Source organism: Streptomyces sp. 6-11-2, from assembly GCF_006540305.1.
Classification (GTDB): Bacteria; Actinomycetota; Actinomycetes; order Streptomycetales; family Streptomycetaceae; genus Streptomyces.
In genome coordinates this window covers 4,395,912-4,419,207 of record NZ_BJOR01000001.1, presented here as the reverse complement: position 1 = coordinate 4,419,207, position 23,296 = coordinate 4,395,912, and the positions used below count along the sequence as shown (strand labels likewise).

Annotated in this window: 26 protein-coding genes, 1 tRNA gene and 1 riboswitch; of the genes, 8 read left to right on the top strand and 19 right to left on the bottom strand. The window is 70.5% G+C overall.

Annotated elements, in window-relative coordinates; all coding sequences use genetic code 11:
• Positions 1-10: 10 nt before the first annotated feature.
• Positions 11-86: riboswitch (guanidine-III (ykkC-III) riboswitch) on the bottom strand.
• Positions 87-182: 96 nt separating this feature from the next.
• Entirely contained in the window at positions 183-539 is a 357-nt protein-coding gene (locus TNCT6_RS19415) for a co-chaperone GroES (protein ID WP_141360564.1), read from the bottom strand.
• Positions 540-593: 54 nt separating this feature from the next.
• Entirely contained in the window at positions 594-923 is a 330-nt protein-coding gene (locus tag TNCT6_RS19410) for a DUF3618 domain-containing protein (RefSeq protein WP_141360563.1), read from the bottom strand.
• Between the two features lie 144 nt (positions 924-1,067).
• Here TNCT6_RS19410 and bcp point away from each other — a divergent pair, with 144 nt between their 5' ends.
• Both bcp and TNCT6_RS19400 read left to right on the top strand, forming a co-directional pair.
• Complete coding sequence (gene bcp / locus TNCT6_RS19405; RefSeq protein ID WP_141360562.1) at positions 1,068-1,535, top strand: thioredoxin-dependent thiol peroxidase; 468 nt, start codon at positions 1,068-1,070, stop codon at positions 1,533-1,535.
• A 39-nt stretch (positions 1,536-1,574) separates the two neighbouring features.
• Positions 1,575-1,661: transfer RNA gene (locus TNCT6_RS19400), tRNA-Leu, on the top strand.
• Positions 1,662-1,674: 13 nt separating this feature from the next.
• Here TNCT6_RS19400 and rdgB read toward each other — a convergent pair.
• The 3 genes from rdgB to TNCT6_RS19385 all read right to left on the bottom strand — a co-directional run bounded on the left by rdgB (position 1,675) and on the right by TNCT6_RS19385 (position 3,350).
• Positions 1,675-2,277 (bottom strand): RdgB/HAM1 family non-canonical purine NTP pyrophosphatase, encoded by a 603-nt coding sequence (gene rdgB, locus TNCT6_RS19395; RefSeq protein WP_141360561.1) that lies wholly within the window; start codon positions 2,275-2,277, stop codon positions 1,675-1,677.
• Positions 2,278-2,291: 14 nt separating this feature from the next.
• Entirely contained in the window at positions 2,292-3,029 is a 738-nt protein-coding gene (rph, locus tag TNCT6_RS19390; RefSeq protein WP_141360560.1) for a ribonuclease PH, read from the bottom strand.
• Positions 3,030-3,116: 87 nt separating this feature from the next.
• Positions 3,117-3,350: a glucose PTS transporter subunit EIIB gene (locus TNCT6_RS19385; protein ID WP_141360559.1), complete on the bottom strand. Its 234-nt coding sequence runs from the start codon at positions 3,348-3,350 to the stop codon at positions 3,117-3,119.
• Positions 3,351-3,669: 319 nt separating this feature from the next.
• Here TNCT6_RS19385 and TNCT6_RS19380 point away from each other — a divergent pair, with 319 nt between their 5' ends.
• Positions 3,670-4,923 carry a PTS transporter subunit EIIC gene (locus TNCT6_RS19380; RefSeq protein WP_141360558.1) on the top strand — a complete coding sequence of 418 codons (1,254 nt, stop codon included), beginning with the start codon at positions 3,670-3,672 and terminating at the stop codon, positions 4,921-4,923.
• 145 nt (positions 4,924-5,068) lie between these two features.
• Here TNCT6_RS19380 and TNCT6_RS19375 read toward each other — a convergent pair whose 3' ends face one another.
• A complete protein-coding gene (locus tag TNCT6_RS19375) occupies positions 5,069-5,821 on the bottom strand; it encodes an MBL fold metallo-hydrolase (protein WP_141360557.1) in 753 nt (250 codons plus the stop codon).
• 217 nt (positions 5,822-6,038) lie between these two features.
• Between TNCT6_RS19375 and TNCT6_RS19370 the strand changes: the two genes are divergently transcribed.
• Entirely contained in the window at positions 6,039-6,488 is a 450-nt protein-coding gene (locus TNCT6_RS19370) for a type II toxin-antitoxin system PemK/MazF family toxin (protein ID WP_141360556.1), read from the top strand.
• 265 nt (positions 6,489-6,753) lie between these two features.
• Here TNCT6_RS19370 and TNCT6_RS19365 read toward each other — a convergent pair whose 3' ends face one another.
• The 8 genes from TNCT6_RS19365 to clpS all read right to left on the bottom strand — a co-directional run bounded on the left by TNCT6_RS19365 (position 6,754) and on the right by clpS (position 12,411).
• On the bottom strand, positions 6,754-7,284 hold the full coding sequence (locus TNCT6_RS19365; protein WP_141360555.1) for a hypothetical protein: 531 nt from the start codon (positions 7,282-7,284) through the stop codon (positions 6,754-6,756).
• A 175-nt stretch (positions 7,285-7,459) separates the two neighbouring features.
• A complete protein-coding gene (locus TNCT6_RS19360; RefSeq protein WP_141360554.1) occupies positions 7,460-8,410 on the bottom strand; it encodes a PLP-dependent cysteine synthase family protein in 951 nt (316 codons plus the stop codon).
• Positions 8,411-8,427: 17 nt separating this feature from the next.
• Positions 8,428-8,715, bottom strand: coding sequence for a MoaD/ThiS family protein (locus TNCT6_RS19355; RefSeq protein ID WP_141360553.1), 288 nt, complete (start codon positions 8,713-8,715; stop codon positions 8,428-8,430).
• A 143-nt stretch (positions 8,716-8,858) separates the two neighbouring features.
• Positions 8,859-8,954, bottom strand: a complete 96-nt coding sequence (locus TNCT6_RS42085; RefSeq protein ID WP_348638506.1) for a putative leader peptide — start codon at positions 8,952-8,954, stop codon at positions 8,859-8,861.
• An 89-nt stretch (positions 8,955-9,043) separates the two neighbouring features.
• Positions 9,044-9,466: a Mov34/MPN/PAD-1 family protein gene (locus TNCT6_RS19345; RefSeq protein WP_141360551.1), complete on the bottom strand. Its 423-nt coding sequence runs from the start codon at positions 9,464-9,466 to the stop codon at positions 9,044-9,046.
• Between the two features lie 141 nt (positions 9,467-9,607).
• Positions 9,608-11,026 (bottom strand): amino acid permease, encoded by a 1,419-nt coding sequence (locus tag TNCT6_RS19340; RefSeq protein WP_141360550.1) that lies wholly within the window; start codon positions 11,024-11,026, stop codon positions 9,608-9,610.
• A gap of 452 nt (positions 11,027-11,478) precedes the next feature.
• Positions 11,479-12,081 carry a DUF2017 domain-containing protein gene (locus TNCT6_RS19330; RefSeq protein WP_141360549.1) on the bottom strand — a complete coding sequence of 201 codons (603 nt, stop codon included), beginning with the start codon at positions 12,079-12,081 and terminating at the stop codon, positions 11,479-11,481.
• A 12-nt stretch (positions 12,082-12,093) separates the two neighbouring features.
• A complete protein-coding gene (clpS, locus tag TNCT6_RS19325; RefSeq protein ID WP_141360548.1) occupies positions 12,094-12,411 on the bottom strand; it encodes an ATP-dependent Clp protease adapter ClpS in 318 nt (105 codons plus the stop codon).
• A 156-nt stretch (positions 12,412-12,567) separates the two neighbouring features.
• On the opposite strand from clpS, the gene TNCT6_RS19320 reads away from it, so the two are divergent.
• Positions 12,568-13,914, top strand: a complete 1,347-nt coding sequence (locus tag TNCT6_RS19320) for a nicotinate phosphoribosyltransferase (RefSeq protein WP_141360547.1) — start codon at positions 12,568-12,570, stop codon at positions 13,912-13,914.
• Between the two features lie 133 nt (positions 13,915-14,047).
• A complete protein-coding gene (locus TNCT6_RS19315; protein ID WP_141360546.1) occupies positions 14,048-14,635 on the top strand; it encodes an isochorismatase family protein in 588 nt (195 codons plus the stop codon).
• 149 nt (positions 14,636-14,784) lie between these two features.
• Here TNCT6_RS19315 and TNCT6_RS19310 read toward each other — a convergent pair whose 3' ends face one another.
• Positions 14,785-15,123, bottom strand: coding sequence for a hypothetical protein (locus tag TNCT6_RS19310; protein ID WP_141360545.1), 339 nt, complete (start codon positions 15,121-15,123; stop codon positions 14,785-14,787).
• A gap of 121 nt (positions 15,124-15,244) precedes the next feature.
• Positions 15,245-17,593 (bottom strand): immune inhibitor A domain-containing protein, encoded by a 2,349-nt coding sequence (locus tag TNCT6_RS19305; protein ID WP_141360544.1) that lies wholly within the window; start codon positions 17,591-17,593, stop codon positions 15,245-15,247.
• Positions 17,594-18,054: 461 nt separating this feature from the next.
• On the opposite strand from TNCT6_RS19305, the gene TNCT6_RS19300 reads away from it, so the two are divergent.
• Complete coding sequence (locus TNCT6_RS19300; protein ID WP_141360543.1) at positions 18,055-18,363, top strand: hypothetical protein; 309 nt, start codon at positions 18,055-18,057, stop codon at positions 18,361-18,363.
• A 55-nt stretch (positions 18,364-18,418) separates the two neighbouring features.
• On the opposite strand, the gene TNCT6_RS19295 is transcribed toward TNCT6_RS19300, so the two are convergent.
• Together TNCT6_RS19295 and TNCT6_RS19290 are read right to left on the bottom strand one after the other, a co-directional pair.
• Positions 18,419-19,276, bottom strand: coding sequence for an RDD family protein (locus TNCT6_RS19295; RefSeq protein WP_141360542.1), 858 nt, complete (start codon positions 19,274-19,276; stop codon positions 18,419-18,421).
• 259 nt (positions 19,277-19,535) lie between these two features.
• Positions 19,536-21,095 (bottom strand): RDD family protein, encoded by a 1,560-nt coding sequence (locus tag TNCT6_RS19290; protein ID WP_141360541.1) that lies wholly within the window; start codon positions 21,093-21,095, stop codon positions 19,536-19,538.
• A gap of 240 nt (positions 21,096-21,335) precedes the next feature.
• Here TNCT6_RS19290 and TNCT6_RS19285 point away from each other — a divergent pair, with 240 nt between their 5' ends.
• Positions 21,336-21,749 (top strand): SsgA family sporulation/cell division regulator, encoded by a 414-nt coding sequence (locus tag TNCT6_RS19285; RefSeq protein WP_141360540.1) that lies wholly within the window; start codon positions 21,336-21,338, stop codon positions 21,747-21,749.
• Positions 21,750-21,760: 11 nt separating this feature from the next.
• On the opposite strand, the gene TNCT6_RS19280 is transcribed toward TNCT6_RS19285, so the two are convergent.
• Positions 21,761-23,167 (bottom strand): FAD-binding oxidoreductase, encoded by a 1,407-nt coding sequence (locus TNCT6_RS19280; protein WP_141360539.1) that lies wholly within the window; start codon positions 23,165-23,167, stop codon positions 21,761-21,763.
• Positions 23,168-23,296: the final 129 nt, after the last annotated feature.

The window sequence follows — 23,296 nt, the reverse complement described above, 5'->3', positions numbered from 1 at the left end:
CATGAACGGGCGTGCGTCGTCTTTGCGTTCATCCCGGTACGGCGCGTCTCGTCGGGTTGGACCCGAGGCTAGCAAAGGAACGACAAAGGGGCTGGTGACCATGGTCACCAGCCCCTCGGCGGTCGGCCTTCCGAAGCCGTCGTCACAACGTCGCGCGGGACGTCCCAGGACGTCCCGAACCGCTACAGATACAGGCCGGTGGAGTCCTCCGAACCCTCGAACCGGTCCGCGGCCACCGCGTGCAGATCACGCTCGCGCATGAGCACGTACGCGACCCCGCGCACCTCGACCTCGGCACGGTCCTCCGGATCGAACAACACCCGGTCCCCCGGCTCGACGGTCCGCACGTTCTGCCCCACCGCGACGACCTCGGCCCAGGCCAGCCGGCGTCCCACCGCCGCGGTCGCGGGAATCAGGATGCCACCGCCCGAACGCCGCTCGCCCTCGCTCGTGTCCTGCCGGACGAGCACCCGGTCGTGCAGCATCCGGATGGGCAGCTTGTCGTGCTGGCTGCTGTGCTCATTTCTCTTGGCGCTCACGCCTCGAACCTACCTGCCTTCGGCACGTCGTCACGCGGTGGGGCGTCGTGCCGCTCAGCGGCGACGCCGGCGGGCGCCCATAGCGAGCAGTCCCACCAGGCCGACGGCGACGAGTGCGACCGGTACGACCCGCTCCAGGCGCGGGGCGCCCTCCTCGTCCACGAACTGCGCCCGCACATCGCTCACCACCCGGTTGACCTGCACGTAGGCCCGTCCGAGCGTGTGGTCGATGTTGGAGGCGACCTTGGCCTTGGCGTCCCCGACGATGGTCTTCGGGTGCACGCGCACCCCGATCTCGTCGAGCGTCTCGGCCAGCACCTCGCGGCGGCGCCTGATGTCCGCCTCGATCTCAGCCGGGGTTCTGGTGTCCGCGGTGTCCGCCACCGTGCCGCCTCCGAAGTCAACTGATGCCTGTTCGGGACAGTCTGTCAGTTCTCGCTCCGACCGCACTGCCAGCACCCCCCGGTTACCCTCGGAGCGACACGGTATCCGCACGCACGCTGCGCACGCACGAGGAGACGAGCTTCCATGACCGAGCGACTCCAGCCCGGGGACGTGGCCCCCGCCTTCGCCCTCCCCGACGCCGACGGCAAGGAGGTGTCGCTGGCCGACCACAAGGGCCGGAAGGTCGTCGTCTACTTCTACCCGGCCGCCCTCACCCCCGGCTGCACCAAGCAGGCCTGCGACTTCACCGACAACCTGGACCTGCTGGCGGGCGCGGGCTACGACGTGATCGGCATCTCCCCCGACAAGCCGGAGAAGCTCGCGAAGTTCCGCGACAAGGAGTCCCTGAAGGTCACGCTGCTCGCCGACCCGGAGAAGAAGGTCCTGGAGTCCTACGGCGCCTTCGGCGAGAAGAAGCTCTACGGCAAGACCGTCGTCGGCGTCATCCGCTCCACGATCGTCGTCGACGAGGAGGGCAAGGTCGAACGAGCCCTCTACAACGTGAAGGCCACGGGCCACGTGGCCAAGATCATCAAGGACTTGGGGATCTGAGGGTGCTGCCCGGCCAGTAGCATGGCCGGGCAGCAGCAAGCGGCCGTGGTGGAATTGGCAGTCACGCTGGGTTTAGGTCCCAGTGGGGTAACTCCCGTGAGGGTTCGAGTCCCTCCGGCCGCACCAGCTCCTGCTCGGGTTATCCGAGCAACTCCCGCACCACCGGTACCAGGGCGCGAAATGCCTTGCCGCGGTGGCTGATCGCGTTCTTTTCCTCGGGGGTCAGTTGCGCGCAGGTGCGGGTCTCCCCGTCGGGCTGGAGGATCGGGTCGTAGCCGAAGCCGTTCGTGCCCGCGGGCTCGTGGCGCAGGGTGCCGCGCAGTTGCCCCTCCACCACCCGCTCCGTGCCGTCCGGCAGGGCGAGGGCCGCCGCGCAGGCGAAGTGGGCGGCGCGGTGGTCGTCGGCGATGTCCGAGAGCTGGGCCAGGAGCAGGTCGAGGTTGGCCTTGTCGTCGCCGTGGCGGCCGGCCCAGCGGGCCGAGAAGATACCGGGGGCGCCGCCGAGGACGTCGACGCAGAGGCCGGAGTCGTCCGCGACCGCGGGGAGGCCGGTGGCCTGGGCCAGGGCGTGGGCCTTCAGCAGGGCGTTCTCGGCGAAGGTGACGCCGGTCTCCTTGACGTCGGGGACGTCCGGGTAGGCATCGGTGCCGACGAGTTCGTGGGGCAGGCCCGAGTCGGCCAGGATCGCCCTGAGTTCGACGATCTTGCCGGAGTTGCGGGTGGCGAGGATCAAGCGGGTCATGCGGGGCTGCTCCTCTACTTCGCCAGGGCCGTCTCGAGTGCCGTGCGCTGGATCACCGTGAGTTCGGTGCAGCCGGCCACGGCGAGGTCGAGGAGGCTGTTGAGTTCCTCGCGGGCGAAGGGTTCGGCCTCCGCGGTGCCCTGGACCTCGACGAAGCGGCCGTCGCCGGTGCAGACGACGTTCATGTCGGTCTCCGCGCGGACGTCCTCCTCGTAGCAGAGGTCGAGCAGCGGTACACCGCCGACGATGCCGACCGAGACGGCGCTGACGGTGCCGGTGAGCGGCTGACGGCCGGCCTTGATCAGCTTCTTGCCGCGGGCCCAGGCGACGGCGTCGGCGAGGGCGACGTAGGCGCCCGTGATGGCCGCGGTCCGGGTGCCGCCGTCGGCCTGGAGGACGTCGCAGTCCAGGACGATGGTGTTCTCGCCGAGTGCCTTGTAGTCGACGACCGAGCGCAGGGAGCGGCCGATGAGGCGGGAGATCTCATGGGTGCGGCCGCCGATCCTGCCCTTGACCGATTCGCGGTCGCCGCGGGTGTTGGTGGCACGGGGCAGCATGGAGTACTCGGCGGTGACCCAGCCCTCGCCGCTGCCCTTGCGCCAGCGCGGAACGCCTTCGGTGACGGAGGCGGTGCAGAAGACCTTGGTGTCGCCGAAGGAGACGAGGACGGAGCCCTCGGCGTGCTTGCTCCACCCGCGTTCGATGGTGACCGGGCGGAGTTGTTCGGGGGTGCGGCCGTCGATACGAGACATGGCGTCGAGCGTAGTCCCCCAGGGAGATGGGGCTCCTGCCGGATCCGGAAGAGCCCCTTGAAGGTGGACCGCGGCTGCCCGCGGCGTTTACATCATGTCTTCGATCTCCGCGGCGATGGGGTCGGCGTCGGTGCCGATGACGACCTGGATGGCGGTGCCCATCTTGACGACGCCGTGAGCGCCGGCGGCCTTGAGGGCGGTCTCGTCGACCAGGGAGGCGTCGTGCACTTCGGTGCGGAGCCGGGTGATGCAGCCCTCGATCTCGTCGATGTTCTGGATGCCGCCCAGCCCGGCGACGATCTTCTCAGCCTTGGTGGCCATGTTCCTTCTCCCTGATCCGAACCGCTTTGTCGCAGTAACCCATAATTGGCCCATCTTTGCGAGCGGTCGTGCCATGGGTGCAGAATGGTGCGCTCATGGCAGCGGAACCGTCCGCCGACTGGTCTACACCAGCGTAGGCACGGGGACCAAAACGAGGCTCGACGCCCACCGCTTGCCCTTCATTACCGACTCTGACCCCAAATCCACACGGTGCGTAGTGGTCCGGTCGCGAGAATCGCGGGTTCCGGGGCCCCCTTCATCGTGCTACAACAGGTCTACACCAGTGAGTGGTGTAGACCACCACCCGATGGAGGACGTCATGACCACCGCCAGCGCGACATCGACGGCGGCGCCCGCGAAAAAGCGGGGTTCCGGCCTGTTCCAGGGCCTTCAGAAGGTCGGCCGCAGCCTTCAGCTGCCGATCGCCGTGCTGCCGGCCGCGGGCATCCTGCTGCGTCTGGGCCAGCAGGACGTGCAGGACAAGCTGCACCTGCCCGACAAGGTCACGGCGGTGTTCGCCACGGCCGGCGGCGCGATCTTCGACAACCTGCCGATGCTGTTCTGCCTCGGCGTCGCGATCGGTTTCGCCAAGAAGTCGGACGGCTCCACCGCGCTGGCCGCGCTGGTCGGTTTCCTGGTCTACAGCAACGTCCTGAAGGCCTTCCCGCTGACCGAGCAGCACATCGAGGGCGGGAAGATAGTCGAGGCCACCTACAACAACCCCGGGGTGCTCGGCGGCATCCTGATGGGTCTGCTGTCGGCGGTGCTGTGGCAGCGCTACCACCGCAAGAAGCTCGTGGACTGGCTCGGCTTCTTCAACGGCCGCCGGCTGGTGCCGATCATCATGGCGTTCGTCGGCACCGCGATGGGTGTCTTCTTCGGCCTGGTCTGGGAGCCGATCGGTGAGGGGATCTCCAACCTCGGCGAGTGGATCACCGGCCTCGGCGCTCTCGGCGCCGGCCTGTTCGGTCTGATCAACCGCGCGCTGATCCCGGTCGGCATGCACCAGTTCGTCAACACGGTCTCCTGGTTCCAGATCGGCGACTTCAAGAACGCGGCCGGTGACATGGTCCACGGCGACCTCAACCGCTTCTTCGCCGGTGACCCGACCGCCGGTCAGTTCATGTCGGGCTTCTTCCCGATCATGATGTTCGGTCTGCCGGCCGCCGCCCTCGCGATCGCCCACTGCGCCCGTCCCGAGCGGCGCAAGGTCGTGACGGGCATGATGGTCTCGCTCGCGCTCACCTCCTTCGTGACCGGTGTGACCGAGCCGATCGAGTTCGCGTTCATGTTCATCGCGCCGTTGCTCTACGCGATCCACGCGGTGCTGACCGCCGCCTCCATGGCGATCACCTGGGCGCTCGGCGTGCACGCCGGCTTCACCTTCTCCGCCGGCTTCATCGACTACGCCCTCAACTGGAACCTGGCGACCAAGCCATGGCTGATCATCCCGATCGGCCTGGTGTTCGCGGCGATCTACTACACGGTGTTCCGCTTCGCCATCATCAAGTTCAACCTCCCCACCCCCGGCCGTGAGCCCGAGGAGGAGACCGAGGCGCTCACCAAGGCGTGAGCCCGGCCACGACGTGAGAAGGCCCCCGGAGTTCCATGACTCCGGGGGCCTTTCGTGTCCTGGGCCCAGGGCCTCTCGTTTGGATCACGCCGGGCTCGCGGGCCCTGGCACCGCGCCCTGATCCGGCCTGATCCAAACAAAAACCCTAGATGTCGTACGACGCTCCGGGCGCCGCCAGCTCCACCGGGCCTGCGTAGGCCGCGCGCGCGTCGGCGAGGTTGATCCGCGGGTCGGTCCACGGGGGGATGTGGGTGAGGACCAGGCGGCGGACTTTGGCGCGCGCGGCGGTCTCACCTGCCTCGCGGCCGTTGAGGTGCAGATCGGGGATGTTCTCCTTGCCGTCCGTGAAGGCGGCCTCGCACAGGAAGAGGTCGCTGTCCCGGGCGAGTTCCTCCAGCGCCTTGCTCACCCCGGTGTCCCCGGAGTACGTCAGCGCCCGCCCGCCGTGCTCGACGCGGATGGCGTAGGCCTCCACGGGGTGGGCCACCCGCTCGGTGTGCACGGTGAAGGGACCGATCTCGAAGGTGCCGGGCTTGACCGTGTGGAAGTCGAAGACCTCGCTCATCGAGGAGGCCGTGGGGGTGTCGGCGTAGGCGGTGGTCAGCCGGTGCTCGGTGCCCTCGGGCCCGTACACCGGGATGGGGTCGCAGCGGCCTCCGTCGTACCGGTAGTAGCGCGCGACGAAGTAGCCGAGCATGTCGATGCAGTGGTCGGCGTGCAGATGACTCAGAAAGATGGCGTCGAGGTCGTAGAGACCGCAGTGGCGCTGCAGCTCGCCCAGGGCGCCGTTGCCCAGGTCGAGAAGCAGCCGGAAGCCGTCGGCCTCGACGAGGTAGCTCGAGCAGGCCGATTCCGCGGACGGGAACGACCCCGAGCAGCCGACGACGGTGAGCTTCATGAAGCAGAAACCTCCGCTGGCGGGAAAACTTCAGAGAGGAAGGTGACGGGGGTCGTGCGGTCCGTCGAGCGTAAGGCGGGATACGTCCGGTCGCTCCTCCGGTAAGGGCTGTTGTGGGCGAACTCACCTGTGGTGTCACCGGTTCGGCTGGACCTGGGGCGCATGGGGAGCGTTGAAGGGCGCGCACCGAGGGTCGCACGCCGGTAACGTCATGGTTGTGGACACGTCCTGGTGGCTGGCGCTCGCGGCGGTGGTGCTGCTCGCGCTCGTCGCCACGCTCGTCGACGGCTGGGGACGGGGTCGCAGGCCTCCGAGAAGGTCACGTCCCGGCCGCCTGACCGGCCGCCGTACCGCGGCGCGTCCGCAGCCCGCGGAGATCTGGTGGGCCAGCGTGCCCCATGGCGACGGGCCGGGGGCGAAGGACCGGCCCTGTCTGGTTCTGGCGGTGCACGGCAAGCGCGCCAGGGTCGCGGAGATCACCAGCAGATACCACGACGAGCGGTCCGGAGTGATCCCGCTGCCGCCGGGCTCGGTCGGGGACACGCAGGGCCGGACCAGCTTTCTGGAGACCGACGAGGTCCGGGAGGTACCGGTGTGGGACTTCCGCCGCCGGGTGGGGGTCGTGGACCCGATCCTCTGGGACCAGGTGCGATACCTGGCGGGCTGAACGGAACGGACGCGGGCCGGCTGAACAGGGCGAACACGGCCTGAGCGGACGGAACGGGCGCAACTCGGCCGAACAGGGCAGGCACGGCCCGACCAAACAGAGCAGGCGCGGCCCAGCCGAACAGGACGAACACGGCCCCACCGAACGCAGCGCACGCGGCCCAGCCGAACAGGACGGACGTGGCCCGGCCGAATGGGACGAGCCCGGCCCAGCCGAGTGGGGCGGGCGCGGCGCTGCCGTGTCCGTGGGTCGTGGCGCGTCGGGCTCACGGCCCTGTCACCCGCACGGTGACCGTCCACTGCCGGATGCCCTGGCACGCGATCCGGCCGGGGCCCGCCGCGCACAGTGGGCGGGTGGAGGTCAGCCGGGCCGTTCCGGGCGTGACGGCGTCGAACGCGGCGACGGCGTCGCCCGGCAGGATCACGATGCCGGCGTTGGCGGCCCGCAGGGCGGAGCCGCTGGACCTGACCGGTGTCCAGGGCCGGTCCTCGGTGCCGTCCAGGGTGAGGCGCACCTGCCCGCCGACGGTCAGGCAGAGGGTGCGCCCGGAGTCGGCGGCGGTGAGTTCGGCGCGGTCCGTGCAGCTGGGGGCGGGGCGGTCGGAGGAGGCCGGGGCGGTCCCGGTCGCGGACGCCGAGGGGGCGGATCCGGGCGGGGAAGCGGGCGCGGTCGTCGGCCGGGTGGGGGTGCCGTCCTTGCCGGAGCCCGCGCCGTCGTGCTGTGCGCCGCAGCCGACGAGGAGCAGGGTCGCCGCCGCGGCGGCGACGGTGGTGCCGTGAAGCGTCGAACGGCGCATGGGGTCGGCCGCCTTTCTGCTGTGCCCGGGGTGCCGTGCCCTGTCCTTCTGCCGGTGTGACGTTTCTCCAGCACATCAGGATCCCGTCCCCCACGCACGCCGGAGCCCCGGCCGATACGACGGCCGGGGCTCCACGCACACAGATAGGGGACGGACCGGGGGTGGGCGGCAGAACCTACGCCCAGAGCTGGCCCTGGAGGGTCACGATGGCCTCCTCGGTGGTGGCCGCGGTGTAGACGCCGGTGGAGAGGTACTTCCAGCCGCCGTCGGCGACGATGAACACGATGTCGGCGCTCTCGCCCGCCTTCAGCGCCTTCTTCCCGACGCCGATCGCCGCGTGCAGCGCGGCGCCCGTGGAGACGCCCGCGAAGATGCCCTCCTGCTGGAGGAGTTCACGGGTGCGGGTGACCGCGTCGGCCGAGCCGACCGAGTAGCGGGTGGTGAGGACGGAGGCGTCGTAGAGCTCGGGGACGAAGCCCTCGTCGAGGTTGCGCAGGCCGTACACCAGGTCGTCGTAGCGCGGCTCGGCGGCGACGATCTTCACGTCCGGCTTGTGCTCGCGCAGGTAGCGGCCGACGCCCATGAGGGTGCCCGTGGTGCCGAGGCCCGCGACGAAGTGCGTGATCGAGGGCAGGTCGGCGAGGATCTCGGGACCGGTGGTGGCGTAGTGGGCACCGGCGTTGTCCGGGTTGCCGTACTGGTAGAGCATCACCCAGTCCGGGTGCTCGGCGGCCAGTTCCTTGGCGACGCGCACGGCGGTGTTGGAACCACCCGCGGCCGGGGAGGAGATGATCTGCGCTCCCCACATGCCGAGCAGGTCCCGGCGCTCCTGCGAGGTGTTCTCGGGCATCACGCACACCATGCGGTAGCCCTTGAGCTTGGCCGCCATGGCCAGCGAGATGCCGGTGTTGCCGGAGGTGGGTTCGAGGATCGTGCAGCCCGGGGTGAGCCGGCCGTCCTTCTCCGCCTGCTCGATCATGTGCAGGGCGGGCCGGTCCTTGATCGAGCCGGTCGGGTTGCGGTCCTCCAGCTTCGCCCAGATGCGGACGTCGGCCGACGGCGACAGCCGCGGCAGGCACACCAGGGGGGTGTTGCCCACCGCGGCCAGCGGGGAGTCGTAACGCATCTCTGATCAGCGACCGATCAGCGCATGCCGCCGGCGACGGCCGGCAGGATCGTCACGTTGTCACCGTCGGCGAGCTTGGTGGAGATACCGTCCAGGAAGCGCACGTCCTCGTCGTTCAGGTAGACGTTGACGAAGCGGCGCAGCTGCTCGCCGTTCGCCTGGTCGACGATCCGGGCCTGGATGCCCGGGTGCCGGGTCTCGAGGTCGGCGAAGAGCTCGGCGAGGGTCTCCCCGTTGCCGTCCACGGCCTTCTGGCCGTCGGTGTACTGGCGGAGGATGGTGGGGATGCGGACCTCGATGGCCATGGTTGCGGGCTCCTGTCGGTAAGGATGTCGTCGGGGTGGATCCCCCGGCTCGGACGCGGCCGGGCGCACCGTAGGGGTTGCCCCCGGGCTTTCGGCACTGGGGGAGCGCCGCGGCCCTCACGGCCGTGCGGCGGCGCGGAACGTCAACAGATGGCGCTGTTCAGCCTGCACAGGTCGACGTGCAGCCGCGCCACGAGCAGCATGCCCGGCGTCTTGTCGCTCACGTCGTGGAAAACCATGCGGTCATCGTATCGATTCCCGGTCCGGGACCCGGAGTGTGATCTCGTCACGCGGACACTTTCCATCCACGTCGCGAGACGTTCCCCGATCAGTACGCCTCCACCACCTTGACCTCCTCCTCCGTGACCTCGCCCTCGACGATGCGGAACGAGCGGAACTGGAACTCGCCGAGCCCGTCGGTGTCGGCGGTGGAGACCAGCACGTAGTGCGCGCCGGGCTCGTTGGCGTAGCTGATGTCGGTGCGGGAGGGGTAGGCCTCGGTCGCGGTGTGCGAGTGGTAGACGATCACCGGCTCCTCGTCCAGGTCGTCCATTTCCCGGTAGAGCTTGAGCAGGTCCTGCGAGCCGAACTCGTAGAAGGTGGGCGAGCGGGCCGCGTTCGCCATGGGGATGAACCGCTCGGGCCGGCCGGAGCCCACGGGTCCGGCCACGACGCCGCACGCCTCGTCCGGGTGGTCCTTGCGGGCGTGGGCGACGATCTGGTCGTAGAGGGCCTGGGTAAGGGTCAGCATGGCGGCCAGCATAGACAGGCGGGCCGTTCCGTACCGGAGTTCGGTACGGAACGGCCCACATTGCGGACATCCTGAGCGGCCGCGGGAGCGGGTTGGGGGGCCCGCTCCTGCCGGGACGTCCGGTCCGGGAACCCCGCGGGGTCAGCCGACCTTCTCGAGCTGCGGCTCGCGGGGGTCGGCGACCTGCGGGTTGCGGTTCTTGAGGACCGCCCAGCCGATGGCGAGGGCGGCGGCCCACGCGGCCATCACGTACAGGCAGACGCGGGAGTCGGCGTCGTACGCGATCAGGCCGGTGACGAAGAGCAGGAACGCGATGGCGACGTAGGAGCACTTGGAGCCGCCGGGGGCCGGGAAGGAGGAGGCGCGCAGCCGCCCCGACTCGACGCCCCGGCGGTACAGGACGTGGCTGATCAGGATCATCAGCCAGGTCCAGATGCCGGCCGCGGTGGCGACGGAGGTGACATAGCCGAAGGCCTTTTCCGGGACGATGTAGTTCAGCACGACGCCGATGCCCATGAAGGCGACGGAGACGGTGATGCCCAGCGCCGGGGTCTTGGAGGTCGACAGGCGGCTGAAGAAGCGGGGGGCCTCGCCGTTGTCCGCGAGGGTGCGCAGCATGCGGCCGGTGGAGTACATGCCGGAGTTGCAGGAGGACAGGGCCGCGGTGAGCACCACGAAGTTCACGATGCCCGCGCCGGCCGGGATGCCGATGACCGCGAACGCCTTCACGAAGGGGCTGACGCCCGGGGCGAACTCGGTCCACTTCACCACGCACAGGATGACGGTGAGGGCGCCGACGTAGAACAGGGCGATCCGCCAGGGCAGGGTGTTGATCGCCTTGGGGAGGGTCTTCTCCGGGTCCTCGGACTCGCCCGCGGTGACGCCGACCAGTTCGACGGCGAGGTAGGCGAACATCACGCCCTGGAGAGTCATCAGGGAGGAGCCGACGCCCTTGGGGAAGAAGCCGTCGAACTCCCAGAGGTTGCTGACGGTGGCGGTGTCGCCGGCGGCGCTGAAGCCGAAGGTGAGGACGCCGAGACCGATCACGATCATGCCGATGAGGGCGGTGACCTTGACCATCGAGAACCAGAACTCGATCTCGCCGAAGACCTTCACGGAGATCAGGTTGGCCACGAACAGGACCACCAGGAACACCAGCGCGGTCACCCACTGCGGGATGGCGGGGAACCAGTAGTGGACGTAGATCGCGGCGGCCGTCAGCTCGGCCATTCCGGTCACCACCCACATCAGCCAGTACGTCCAGCCGGTGAAGAAGCCGAAGAACGGGCCGAGGAACTCGCGGGAGTACTCCGCGAAGGAGCCCGAGACGGGGCGGTACAGCAGGAGCTCGCCGAGCGCTCGCATGATGAAGAAGATGATCAGGCCCGCGAGGGCGTACATGACGATGAGGCTTGGTCCGGCCTTGGCGATGTTCGCCCCTGCACCCAGGAAGAGGCCGACGCCGATGGCGCCGCCGATGGCGATCATCTGGACCTGGCGGCTGCCGAGTCCTCGCTCGTACCCCTCTTCGGGGGCTTCCGTGACCTGCGGTGAGGTCATGTGGTGTGCGCCTTTCTCCATGCCGACCCCGGGCCCTCGGTCGGCCCCGGATCGGGTTTCGATCCCCCCGGATTGATGGAGTGCGTGCCCGGGTCTCCCCGGTTCCGCTGTGCCTGGCCGGCTGTTGCCGGCTCGGTGGCGCACCCGGCCGGACATGGGTGGTGTCCGCCGGGCGGTCGTGAAGATTTATCACGGCCGCAACACTGATCGACGGGGAGTTGTGTGATGCATCCCACGGGAAGAAGGGGACGAAGCGCGCAGAGCGCACCCATACCCGGCCGTCGCAGTGACGCGATCGTTATCCGGATTTGAGCGTCCTCTGAGCGAACGCGAAATCCGGATATACCGGGTGGATCACGGCATGAGCCGGGTGGATCACGGCATGGGACCACGGCGAGAGGCGCGGGACCGCGGCGCGAGAGGCGCGGGGCTACGGCATGAGAGGCGCGGGGCTACGGCATGAGAGTGGAGACGAGGGTCTCCTGGAGCCCGCCCAGCCAGAGGTAGGCCATCACCATCGGCTTGCGCGGATCCTCGTCCGGCAGCCGGTAGAAGTCGTCCGTGTCGTCCTCGTCGGTGATCTCCAGCCGGGAGCCGATGGCGAGGCGCAGGTCGTTGAGCGCGCCGAGCCACCGCTGGGACTCGGCCGGCGTCAGCTCCAGCTCCGCCAGGCCGCCTTCGCCGGGGGTGAGCGCGTTGAGCGAGTGGATCACCGCGAGGGCGTTCTCGCGCTTGCCGGCCCGCAGGTCGTTCTCGGTGTAGCGGCGGAACTCGGCGGAGTGGGCGCGCTGCTCGGCGGCCTCCTGGGGGTTGCCGGGAGTCTCGGGGTCGCGGTAGGCGTCCGGGAAGAGCCGCTTGAGCACGGGGTCGGACGGCGGTTCGCTCGGACCCTCGGCGAACAGCTCGGCGAGCGGGTCGGCGGGGGTGTCCTCGGCGGGGCCGGGACCGATGAGCTCGAGGAGCTGCACGGCCAGCGAGCGGATGATGGAGATCTCGACGTCGTCGAGGGCGACGGACGCACCGCCGCCGGGGAGCGGTTCGAAGGTTCCTGGCATGGAGGGAGTTCGCTACTTCCGGTCCTGCTGGAGGGTGGCCCACAGACCATAGCCGTGCATGGCCTGAACGTCCCGTTCCATCTCCTCACGGGTTCCGCTGGAGACGATGGCCCGGCCTTTGTGGTGGACGTCGAGCATGAGCTTGGTGGCCTTGTCCTTGGAGTAGCCGAAGTACGTCTGGAAGACGTACGTCACATAGCTCATGAGATTGACGGGGTCGTTGTGGACGATCGTCACCCAGGGCACGTCGGGTTCGGGTACGGCAAAGACCTCCTCCGCCGACTCGGTCTTCTCGATCTCGATGGGTGCGGCTGCCGTCACACGGCCCATGCTGCCACCCCGAGGGGGTACTCGCATAAACGGAGGGCTAAATCGTCAGTCTGACGAAATGGGAGTACGATTCTTCGCCAGGCATCATCCGGGGACGGCCCCCGGACCCCCGGCCGACGCCGGGGGCACCCGCGCGACATGTCTAGGAGAGCTTCGGTGGGCGTTGCGGACCTTGGGCTGCCGGTGGACGTTCCCTCGACGGCTCTGTTCACCGATCACTACGAGCTGACGATGCTCCAGGCCGCTCTGAAGGGCGGGACGGCCGGGCGGCGCAGCGTCTTCGAGGTCTTCACCCGGCGGCTGCCCGACGGACGCCGCTACGGGGTCGTGGGCGGCACCGGGCGGGTGCTGGACGCGGTGGAGAACTTCCGCTTCGACGCGGACGTCCTCGCCTTCCTGCGCGAGCGCCGGGTGGTGGACGAGCCGACCCTCGAATGGCTCGCCGACTACCGGTTCGGCGGGGACATCTGCGGCTACCCCGAGGGCGAGGTGTACTTCCCGGGTTCGCCGATCATGCGGGTGGAGGGGTCGTTCGGCGAGTGCGTGCTGCTGGAGACCGTGATCCTGTCGATCCTCAACCACGACTCGGCGATCGCGGCCGCCGCCTCCCGGATGGCCTCGGCCGCCGGCGGCCGCCCGCTGATCGAGATGGGCGCCCGCCGCACCCACGAGCTGGCCGCGGTCGCCGCCTCCCGGGCCGCCTACCTCGGCGGCTTCACCTCCACCTCCGACCTGGCCGCCGGCTTCCGCTACAACATCCCGACGGTGGGCACCTCCGCCCACGCCTTCACCCTGCTGCACGACAGGGAGCGGGACGCCTTCCAGGCGCAGGTGGACTCGCTCGGCCGGGACACCACCCTGCTCGTGGACACCTACGACGTGACCGAGGCGGTCCGTACGGCCGTCGAGATCGCCGGGCCCGAGCTGGGCTCGGTGCGCATCGACTCCGGCGACCTGCTGCTGGTCGCGCACCGGGTGCGCCAGCAGCTCGACGAGCTGGGCGCCCGGGACACGAAGATCATCGTCACCTCGGACCTGGACGAGTACGCCATCGCCTCGCTGGCGGCGGCGCCCGTGGACGCCTACGGCGTCGGCACCCAGCTGGTCACCGGCTCCGGCCACCCGACGGCGTCCATGGTCTACAAGCTGGTCGCGCGCGCCGAGACCGGCGACGCCGGGGCGCCGCTGGTGCCGGTGGCGAAGAAGTCCACCGGCGGCAAGACCTCCGTCGGCGGCCGCAAGTGGGCGGCGCGCCGGCTGGACGCGCACGGGGTCGCGGAGGCGGAGGTCGTGGGCACCGGCCCGGTGCCGGACCGGCTGGCCGGCCGGCAGCTCCTGGTGGAGCTGGTCAAGGGCGGCGAGGTGGTCGCCCGCGAGCCGCTGGACGCCGCCCGGGACCGGCACGCGACCGCCCGCGCCAACCTGCCGCTGTCGGCGACCCAGCTCTCCCGAGGGGAACCCGTCCTTCCGACGGAGTACGTCCACACGGGCTCGGGTAGCTAAAGCGCGTGCCCCCGCTTCGGTACGCCCCCGAAAGTCCCCGCACGTCCGAGTGGCGGATCCGCCGGGACCGTGGCCTCACGACCGGACCCGCGTCCCCTCCGCCCGCCGATCCGACAACCGAAGGACACCGACCATGCGCCGCGCCTTGATCGTCGTCGATGTGCAGAACGACTTCTGCGAGGGGGGCAGCCTCGCGGTGGCCGGGGGCGCCGACGTCGCCGCCGCGATCACCGAGCTCATCGGGCAGGCTCCCGCGGGCTACCGGCACGTGGTGGCGACCCGGGACCACCACATCGCGCCCGGCGGTCACTTCGCCGACAACCCCGACTTCGTCCGTTCCTGGCCCGCGCACTGTGTCGCGGGCACGGAGGGCGTGGGCTTCCACCCGAACTTCGCCCCGGCCGTCGCCTCCGGAGCCGTCGACGCGGTCTTCGACAAGGGCGCCTACTCGGCGGCCTACAGCGGCTTCGAGGGCACCGACGAGAACGGCGAGCCGCTGGCCGACTGGCTCAGGGCCCGGCACATCGACGAGGTGGACGTGGTCGGGATCGCCACGGACCACTGCGTGCGCGCCACCGCCCTGGACGCCGTGCAGGAGGGCTTCCGCACCCAGGTGCTCCTGGACCTCACCGCCGGGGTGACCCAGGCGACCACCGAACGGGCACTGGAGGAGCTGCGGCGGGCGGGCGTCGAGCTCATGGGCAAGCCGGTCGTCGCCTAGGGTCTTTCGCTTGGATCAGGCCGGATCAGGGAGCGACCGGTCCGAGGCGGCCCGAGATGGTCCGCGCCTGCCCCTCCCTCCCCAGGTCCCGTCCAGGTCCTGTCCGGGCCCTGACCGGGACGGGCTCGCGCGACGCCTGCCGGTGCCTGTCACGACGCCTGTCGGTGTGCGGCCGGTCTGCGCAGCAGGGCTCTGATCGGGTGCCACAGCTCCGGGGCGCCCACGGTGTCACCGGGTGACGTACGCCATATCAGGCCGTCGGGGTGGTGCAGGACCGCGGTGACCTCGTCCGGGGTCGGCGGGGCCGCGTTGCCCCGCAGGTAGACCGCGCGCAGGCCCAGGTTGCGCAGCCGGGTCAGGGCCCGGGCGCGGTTGTGCGCGTGGACGAGCACGCGCACGCCGCCGGCGCCGTCGAGGGTGGGGCTGGGCAGGTTCAGCGCCACCACCACGGTGCCGTTCGGCAGCTTGCAGAAACCTCCTGCGGCCATGCGGTCACTCCCCCGTTCCGGTCGGTGTCAATAAGCGGGTCACAGGACGCACCTAAACACGATCGGCGGCAACCCGCCAGGGGGTTGCCGCCGATGTGCGCTTGACCTGCGTAAACGCTGATTACTTCAGCGCGCCGCCGACCTCGATCTCCATCGTGGAGCCGTCCTTGGCCTCCTTGGTGATCTTGATCTTGGTGTTGGTGTCAGTGATCTTGACACCGCCGGCCGGGTTCGCGGGGTCGTAGTAGGTGTTGGCGCGGTCGTTGAAGACCGACACCCCCTTCGACGACTTGATCTTGGTCGTGACGCCCGCCTTGTGCAGCGTGATGCCGTCCGTGCCGTACAGGCTGAACGTCGAGTCGTAGGTCTGGATGCGGTTGCGCATCAGCGTGCCGTCGGACCACCGCAGCGCGTCCGGGTGCGAGTCGACCGGGAGGATCCGGCCGGTGCCCGGGTGCTTGCTGGTGTTGTTGTCGGCCTCGGAGGTGTCCCACTTCCAGATCAGCAGGCCGTTCTGGTACGGGAAGTGCTCGACCCAGTCCGGACGGTCGGCGAAGCCGAAGTTGTACGGGCCGGTCTGCAGCGTGGTGTCGTACGACACGTACTGGCGGTTCTCGGCGATGTAGTACTGCTTGTAGTCCTTGGTGAAGGACGCGCCGATGCGGGAGAAGCCGTTCGCCGTCCACGCCGGGTCCGCGCTCTCGGCGTCGTCCGCGAAGACCACCGAGCCGTCCGCGGTCAGCGTGATCCGGTCGGCCGTGAAGCCCTTCAGCGCCACTCCGCCGTCGGTCTGGTAGCGGAAGCGGAGCAGGACCTTCTGACCCGCGTAGGCGTCCAGGGAGTACGACAGGTTCTTCCAGCCGTCGACCGTGCCGTGCAGGGCCGGGTTGCCGCTGCCGTCGCGCGGGATCGGCTGGCCGTTCACGGTGCCGTCGAGGACGGTGTAGTTGGCGCCGCCGTCGGTGGAGACCTCGGTGTAGAGGAAGTCGTAGTTGGCCTCGATGTCGTACCAGCCGTCAAGGGTGAGGGCGGCCGACTTCTTGCCGGTGAGGTCCACGGACCGGGTCAGGGTGTTCTTCAGGTTGTTGGCGCTGCCGCTCCACCACTGGGTGGCACCCTGGGCCGGGGTGACGATCGTGGTGGTGACCGCCTTGTCGGGCAGGGAGACCACCACGGCCTGCCGGTGCTTGGTGTTGTACTCGGACAGACCCAGCTTGTGCGCCGAGTTCACGCCCGCCTTGGCGACGTCGTAGTTGAGCCAGCCGAGCTGGAGCTTGTCCCAGGCGTTCATGTCGCCGGGCAGGTCGCCGATGGCTTCCTTGCCGCGGCCGAGCCAGGAACCGGAGGACATCAGCGTCCAGAAGCCGGTGGAGTTCTCGCCGCCGGAGGTGTCGTACTCGTCCGGCAGGCCGAGGTCGTGGCCGTACTCGTGGGCGTAGACGCCGAGGCCGCCGTTCTCCGGCTGGATGGTGTAGTCGCCGACCCAGATGCCGGTGTTGCCGATCTGCGCGCCGCCGAGCTTGTTGTACTCGGGGCCGGTGGCGCCGGCGTCGGTGCCGAAGGCGTACCAGCGGTGCGCCCAGATCGCGTCGGTGCCCTGGGCGCCGCCGCCGGCGGACTCGTCCTCACCGGCGTGCACGATCTGGAAGTGGTCGATGTAGCCGTCGGGCTCGTTGAAGTTGCCGTTGCCGTTGTAGTCGTAGCGGTCCCACTGGTCGTACTGGGCCAGGTCCGCCTTGATCTGGGCGTCGGTCCGGCCGGCCGCCTTCTGCTGGGCGACCCAGGCGTTCACACCGTCGCTGACGATGTTCCACACGCTCGGGCAGTTGGTGGAGCCGCAGGCGTTGTTGCCATAACGGGCCTCGTTCCAGGGCACCTTGACCCAGTCGGAGACCTTGCCGTCGACCGAGTAGCGGCCCGAGGACTGGGTCTCGTAGTACTTCTTCACCGACTCCGTGTTCTTGCCGGTGCCGAAGTACAGGTCCTGGAAGTGCTGCTGGTTGTAGTCCTTCTGCCAGGCCGTGGAGTTGTCCTTCTTGCGATCCGGCGCGGCGATCTCGTTGTGCAGCGGACCGGGGGTGCCGCCGTACTTCGGGTCCGTCTTGTCGCCGAACTCGACCAGGATGGTGAAGATCTTGTCGGTCTTCTCCCGGCCCAGCTCGACGTACTTGGTGTCGCCCTTCTTGCCCTTGAGCTCGACGACCTTGGAGCCCTTGCGGTCCTGCACCTTGGCCTTGCCGGCGATGACCTGGCTCAGGGCCTCCTGGCGCTGGGCCTTCTGCGTCTTGCTCAGCGGGCCGTCGAGGTCGTGCGAGTGCTGCTCCACCGGCTGCGGGTCGTGCCGGTTCACGGAAGCGGAGTCGGCCGTCGTCGCGGCCTCCGCCACGGCGAACGTCGAGAACGTGGCGGTGGCCGCCGCGAGCGCGACACCGATCGCGGTCGTTCTGAACGTCCAGCGTCTACTGGTCACTTGTGGTCCTCCCCAGCCGCGTCCGTGCGCGCGGAAGGGGGGTCATGGGCCATGGAGAGGTCCGCGCACGATGAACGCGTGTAGTCAAGTGACGTCATTCGACTAGACGTTCGCAAGAAAAAACAGATCTTGACTTGAACCCGTCAAGTGCACTATGGAGCGGGTGTTCGCTTTACGGACACCGGTGTACCAGGGTCGAACGGCCCCGGCGGGCGCGTGCGCCCGTCCACTCCGTGGACCGCATGACTCCGTGCGCCCCCCGTGCACCGGCACCATGGGTTAGGTCGTGCTTACCAGCGGTTCCAGTCGGGCACACAGGCGAATAGAGTCGATTGGCGGACCGCCGGGAACCCGGCGGAATGCCAGGCCGATGCCCGCGTCACACCTACAGATCCCTGTCCGCACCCTCCCCCGCAGCGAGAGGCACGGGGGGAGACCCCCACTTTCGAGGACCGATTGCCATGCCTCGTCCCACCGCCGCACAGCTCGCCTACGGTTCCTGCACCGTGATCTTCTCGACGCTCGCCATGCTGCTGCTGTCCCGGACGACTTCGGGCCTGGGGATCGTGGTCATCGCCCTCGCGGCACTCGCGCTGGGGCTCCTGGTCGCGATGACGGTGCCGATGCCGAAGGCACGCACGGCCGAGCCGGCCGGCGCCCGGACGGCCGGCGCCCGGCAGGCACGGGTCCAGACGCGGGTCCGGGCGCGGGCACACCGGCAGCCCGTCACGGCCGGAGTCGAGCCGGTACGGGGGCCGACGGCCTCCTGACCTCCTCCGGCGTTCTCCGGCCTCCTGCGAAGCTCCTCGCCGCCCCGGGCCGAGGTCAACCGGTGCTGACCACCACCGTCTTGGCCACCTTGTCGTGCAGGCCCTGCTTGTAGGGGCGGTCGAAGAAGCTCCACCCGCCGCTGATCGCCAGCCACAGGCAGGCGCAGCAGAACCAGAAGGGCACCCAGAGCACCGCCGCGCGTGCCAGCGCGGTCGGGACGGACGGGGTGGAGCCGTCGTCGAGGTTGGCCACCCGCATGCCCAGCCACTTCTTGCCCAGGGTCTGCCCGTATCTGGAGATCATGAAGGTGTCGTAGGCCATGTAGAGCACCACGCCGACCACTGACTGCGCCACGGACTTGCCGACCTGCACGTTCTCGGCGTTGACCGCGTACTCGTTGACCCGCAGGCCCCAGGTGACCAGGGTGACGACGATGCCGACCAGGACCAGGTCGACGATCCGGGCGAGGGTGCGTTTGCCGCTGTCAGCGAGCGGGGGCATACCGGCGAGCGGGTCACCGCCGTAGGGACCGCCGCCGTAACCGCCGCCCTGCGGGCCTCCGCCGTAGGGACCGCCACCGTCGTAGCCGCCGCCCTGCGGACCGTAAGGACCCCCGCCGCCCTGCGGGCCACCGCCGTACGGCCCACCGCCCTGTGGCCCGCCGCCGGGGGGTGGTTGCTCTCCGGGCGGCGGAGGCTGCTCGCCGGGCGGCGGGGGCATGCCTGCTGACGGGTCGTCGGAGTACGGGGAGCCGCCCGACCGCCCGCCTTCCTGGGCGCCGCCCCACGCGCCGCCGCCCTGCCCGTCGTCGCCCCGCGCGTTCTCGCCCCACGGACCCTGGCCGTGGGGTGATCGCCTTCCCCCGGGGGAAGGGGGCTGCGGTCCGGAGCCGGAGGGCGGTTCGGTGCTCATGCGCCGAGTGGATCGCGAGCCCAGCCGCCGCGCACCCGCTGCGCGGCCGTACGGATGAGACCGGCGTGGGCGGGACCGGCGTGGAGGGGACCGGCACGAGTGGGACCGGCACGGACAAGGCCGGCGCGGACGAGTCCAGCGCGGACGAGTCCGGCGCGGACGAGTCCGGCGTGGATGAGTCCAGCGCGGATGAGTCCAGCGCGGATGAGTCCAGCGCGGATGAGTCCGGCGCGCGTGCGGAGCCGCCCCGCCGGACTCGTCAGCCCGCCACGAACGTGTGCGCCGCCTTGTCGTGCCAGCACTGGCGCCACGGCCGGTCGAACAGGCACCACGCCATGCCCACCAGACCGATGCCGAGGAGGCCCGGGACACCCCAGACGAGCCAGCGGCGCAGGGCCGGGCCGAACGACGGGGGCTCGTGACCCTCGATGTCCCGCACTTCCAGGCCGCACAGCTTCTTGCCCAGAGTGCGGCCCCACTTGGCGGTGGGCAGCACCTCGTAGACCACGCCGAAGAGCAGCAGGACGGCGAGGACGACGCCGAGGTACGTCGCCGTGGTGCCGTCCAGGAGCCAGACCGTCACCGTGCGGCCGGAGAGCCGGGCCGCGTCGATCTTCCCGTTGACGTGGTCGATCGCCTTGGTGCCGAGCGGTACGGCGGCCACGGCGGTGACGCCCCCGAGGACGATCGAGTCGACGAGCCGGGCAGCCAGTCGCTTGCCGAGGCCGGCGGGCCGGGCCGAGGCCTGCCGCCGTGCCGCCGCCTGGAACGGGTCCTCGACCGGCGGCTTCCAGGGCGCCACGGGCTGCTGCTCACCCGACCCGGCGAGCCGGTGCACCTGCTGCGCCCAGGAGGACTGCCCACCACCGGCACCACTGGCCAGCGGCGTCCCGGCGGGAGCGCCGGGGCCCTGCGGCCCGCCGGGCTGAAGGGGCGGGGCCGAGGGGGAGGACATCGGTGGCGCGGCCGGGACGGGAGCCTGTGCGGAGGCACCACCGGGCCGGGCCCCGGCCTGGCCGGGCGGCTGCGCGGCCGCCGCCCGCGCGGCGGCGGCCTTTCCGGCCCCGAAACCGGGACCGCCGGCACCGCTCGCGGCGGGCCCACCGGCAGCGGGTGGCCCGGCCGCCCCGGCGCCGCCCGGGAAGCCGGCGCCACCGGACGGGCCCGGCAGGCCGGAGCCGGACGCGACCCCGGAGCCGGGCGAGCCCTGGCCGGGAAGGCCCGGCGTGCCTGCCCCCGGAGTCCTGGGAGGCACCGCGCGGAAGGTCATCGTGCCCTCGTCGACGGGCGTGCCCGGTCCCGGAACGCCGGGGACGGCGTCACCCGGGGTCCCGGGAGTGCCGCCGGTCGTGGGGCGGCGGAAGACGAACGTGCCGTCGGAGCGGCCCCCGTCCCGTGCCGGATCCGCGTCGGCCGGTGCGGGGTCCGCCGTGTGGGCCACCCTCGGGTCGGCCGGGGCCGGGGCGCCCCAGGAGACGCGGTGGTCCTGGCCGCCGCCGAAGCCGGACTGCCGGTTGCGGTCGGCCCCCCAGGCCGACGCCGGTTCGGGCCGGCCGCCCTGCGGTGCCGCGGCGGGATTCGGGTCGGCGACGGGGTCCTCGTCGAAGAAGTGCGGTCCCGTCTCCTCCACCGCCGGGACCGCCGTGGTGTGCACGCCGGGCGGCGGTCCGAGCGGCTCGCCGTCGGTCGGTGCCGGGCGGCTGGTGCCCGGCACCCAGGAGGCGCCGTTCCAGTACCGGACGTAGCCAGGGATGGACGGGTCCGGGTAGTAGCCTTCGCGTGGCCTGTCGTCACCGGGTGCCGGGGTTGGGGCGCTCATGTCCGTCGTCCCGTATCTGCTCGGAGGTCGTCTTGAGGGCCTCCACATCTATCAGACCGGGACAGCCGGCACCGCCGGTCCGGCCGGACCCACTCCTTTCCGGGCAACCTCGTACACATACTTCACGATCACGCGAGATCCGGATCGAAAAAGTTCGGACAACCCGCGTAATGCCCGGCGTCCAGCGCCCTCTCCCTCACACGGGCCCACCGAGGGGCCCGTGGGAGAGAGGAGAGAACCATGCGGCACACCGTGGTGGAGCGCGAACTGGAGCTGAGACTGATCCTGTCGCCCGAGTGCGGCGTCCCCGTCCCGGCACGGCTCGCCTACCGCACCGACGACCCGTACGCCGTGCACGTCGTCTTCCACGTCGACTCCGAGCACCCCGTGCACTGGACGTTCGCCCGGGAACTGCTCGTGGAGGGGGTGTTCCGGCCGTGCGGGGACGGCGACGTGCGGGTGTGGCCGTCGAAGGCGCTGGGCCGCAGCGTGGTGCTGCTGGCACTGAGCGCGCCCGACGGCGAGGCCCTGCTGGAGGCGTCCGCAGCGCAGGTGTCGGCCTGGCTGGAGCGCACGCTGAGCCTGGTGCCGCCGGGCACCGAGGGGGAGCAGCTCGGCATCGACGACGAGCTGGCCGGGCTGCTCGCCCAGTGAACGCGGGGGCGTCAGAACAGCTTGCCGGGGTTGAGGATGCCCAGCGGGTCGAAGGCCTGTTTGATCGCCCGCTGCATCTCGACCCCCACCGGGCCGATCTCGCGCGCCAGCCACTCCTTCTTCAGCACGCCCACGCCGTGCTCGCCGGTGATGGTGCCGCCGAGTTCGAGGCCGAGAGCCATGATCTCGTCGAAGGACTCGCGGGCGCGCCGCGACTCGTCGGGGTCCTGCGCGTCGAAGCAGACGGTCGGATGGGTGTTGCCGTCGCCCGCGTGCGCGCAGACCCCAATGGTGAGCTGGTACTTCTCGGCGATCCGTTCGATGCCTTCGAGCATCTCGCCGAGCCGGGAGCGGGGCACGCACACGTCGTCGATCATCGTCGTGCCCTTGACGGCCTCCAGCGCGGTGAGCGACAGCCGCCGCGCCTGCAACAGCATCTCGGACTCGGCGGCGTCGTCGGCGGGGACGACCTGGGTGGCGCCGGCCGCCTCGCACAGCGCGCCGACCGCGGCGAGGTCGGCGGCCGGGTCCGGCGTGTCGAACGCGGCCAGCAGCAGCGCCTCGGTGGTCTCCGGCAGGCCCATGCGGGCGAGGTCGTTGACGGCCTTCACCGTCGTACGGTCCATGAGTTCGAGCAGGGAGGGCACATGTCCGCCCGCCATGATCCGGCACACGGCGTCGCAGGCGGCGGCCGCGGAGTCGAACTCGGCGGCCAGCACGAGCTGTTGCGGCGGCTGCGGCCTGAGTGCCAGAACGGCCCGCACGACGATGCCGAGCGAGCCCTCGGAGCCGACGAACAGGCGGGTCAGGTCGTATCCGGCGACGCCCTTGGCGGTGCGGCGGCCGGTGGACATCAGCCGCCCGTCGGCCAGCACGACGTCCAGACCGAGCACGTACTCGGCGGTGACCCCGTACTTCACGCAGCACAGGCCGCCGGAGGCGGTGCCGATGTTGCCGCCGATCGTGCACATCTCCCAACTGGAGGGGTCCGGCGGGTAGTACAGGCCGTGTTCGTTCACCGCGCGGGAGAGCGCGGCGTTGACGACGCCCGGCTCGACGACCGCGACCCGGTCGACCGGGCTGATCTCCAGGATGCGGTCCATTTTGGTCAGGGACAGCACGATGCAGCCGTCGGAGGCGTTGGCCGCGCCGGACAGGCCGGTGCGGGCGCCCTGCGGGACGACCGGGACACGTAGTTCGGTGGCGGTGCGCATGACGTGCTGGACCTGTTCCACCGTGCGCGGCAGGACGACGACGGCCGGGGCGCCGGACGGGCAGAAGCTGGCCATGTCGTTGGCGTAGGAGGACGTGACATCGGGATCGACGAGGACCGCCTCGGCCGGCAGGCCCGCGAGGAGCCGGTCGGTGAGGTTGCCCTGGGCTTCGTCGGGTGCGGCTTCAATGCGGCTCACGATCACAGCCTCGCACCCGGGGCCATCGGTGTGAACCCCGTCGGCCCCGCCCCTCGGCCTGCCGGGTGACGGTCGCCGTCCTGACGCACGGTGGGCGCCGTGGAGAACCCTCTGCGGGGCCCGGACACGTCCGCG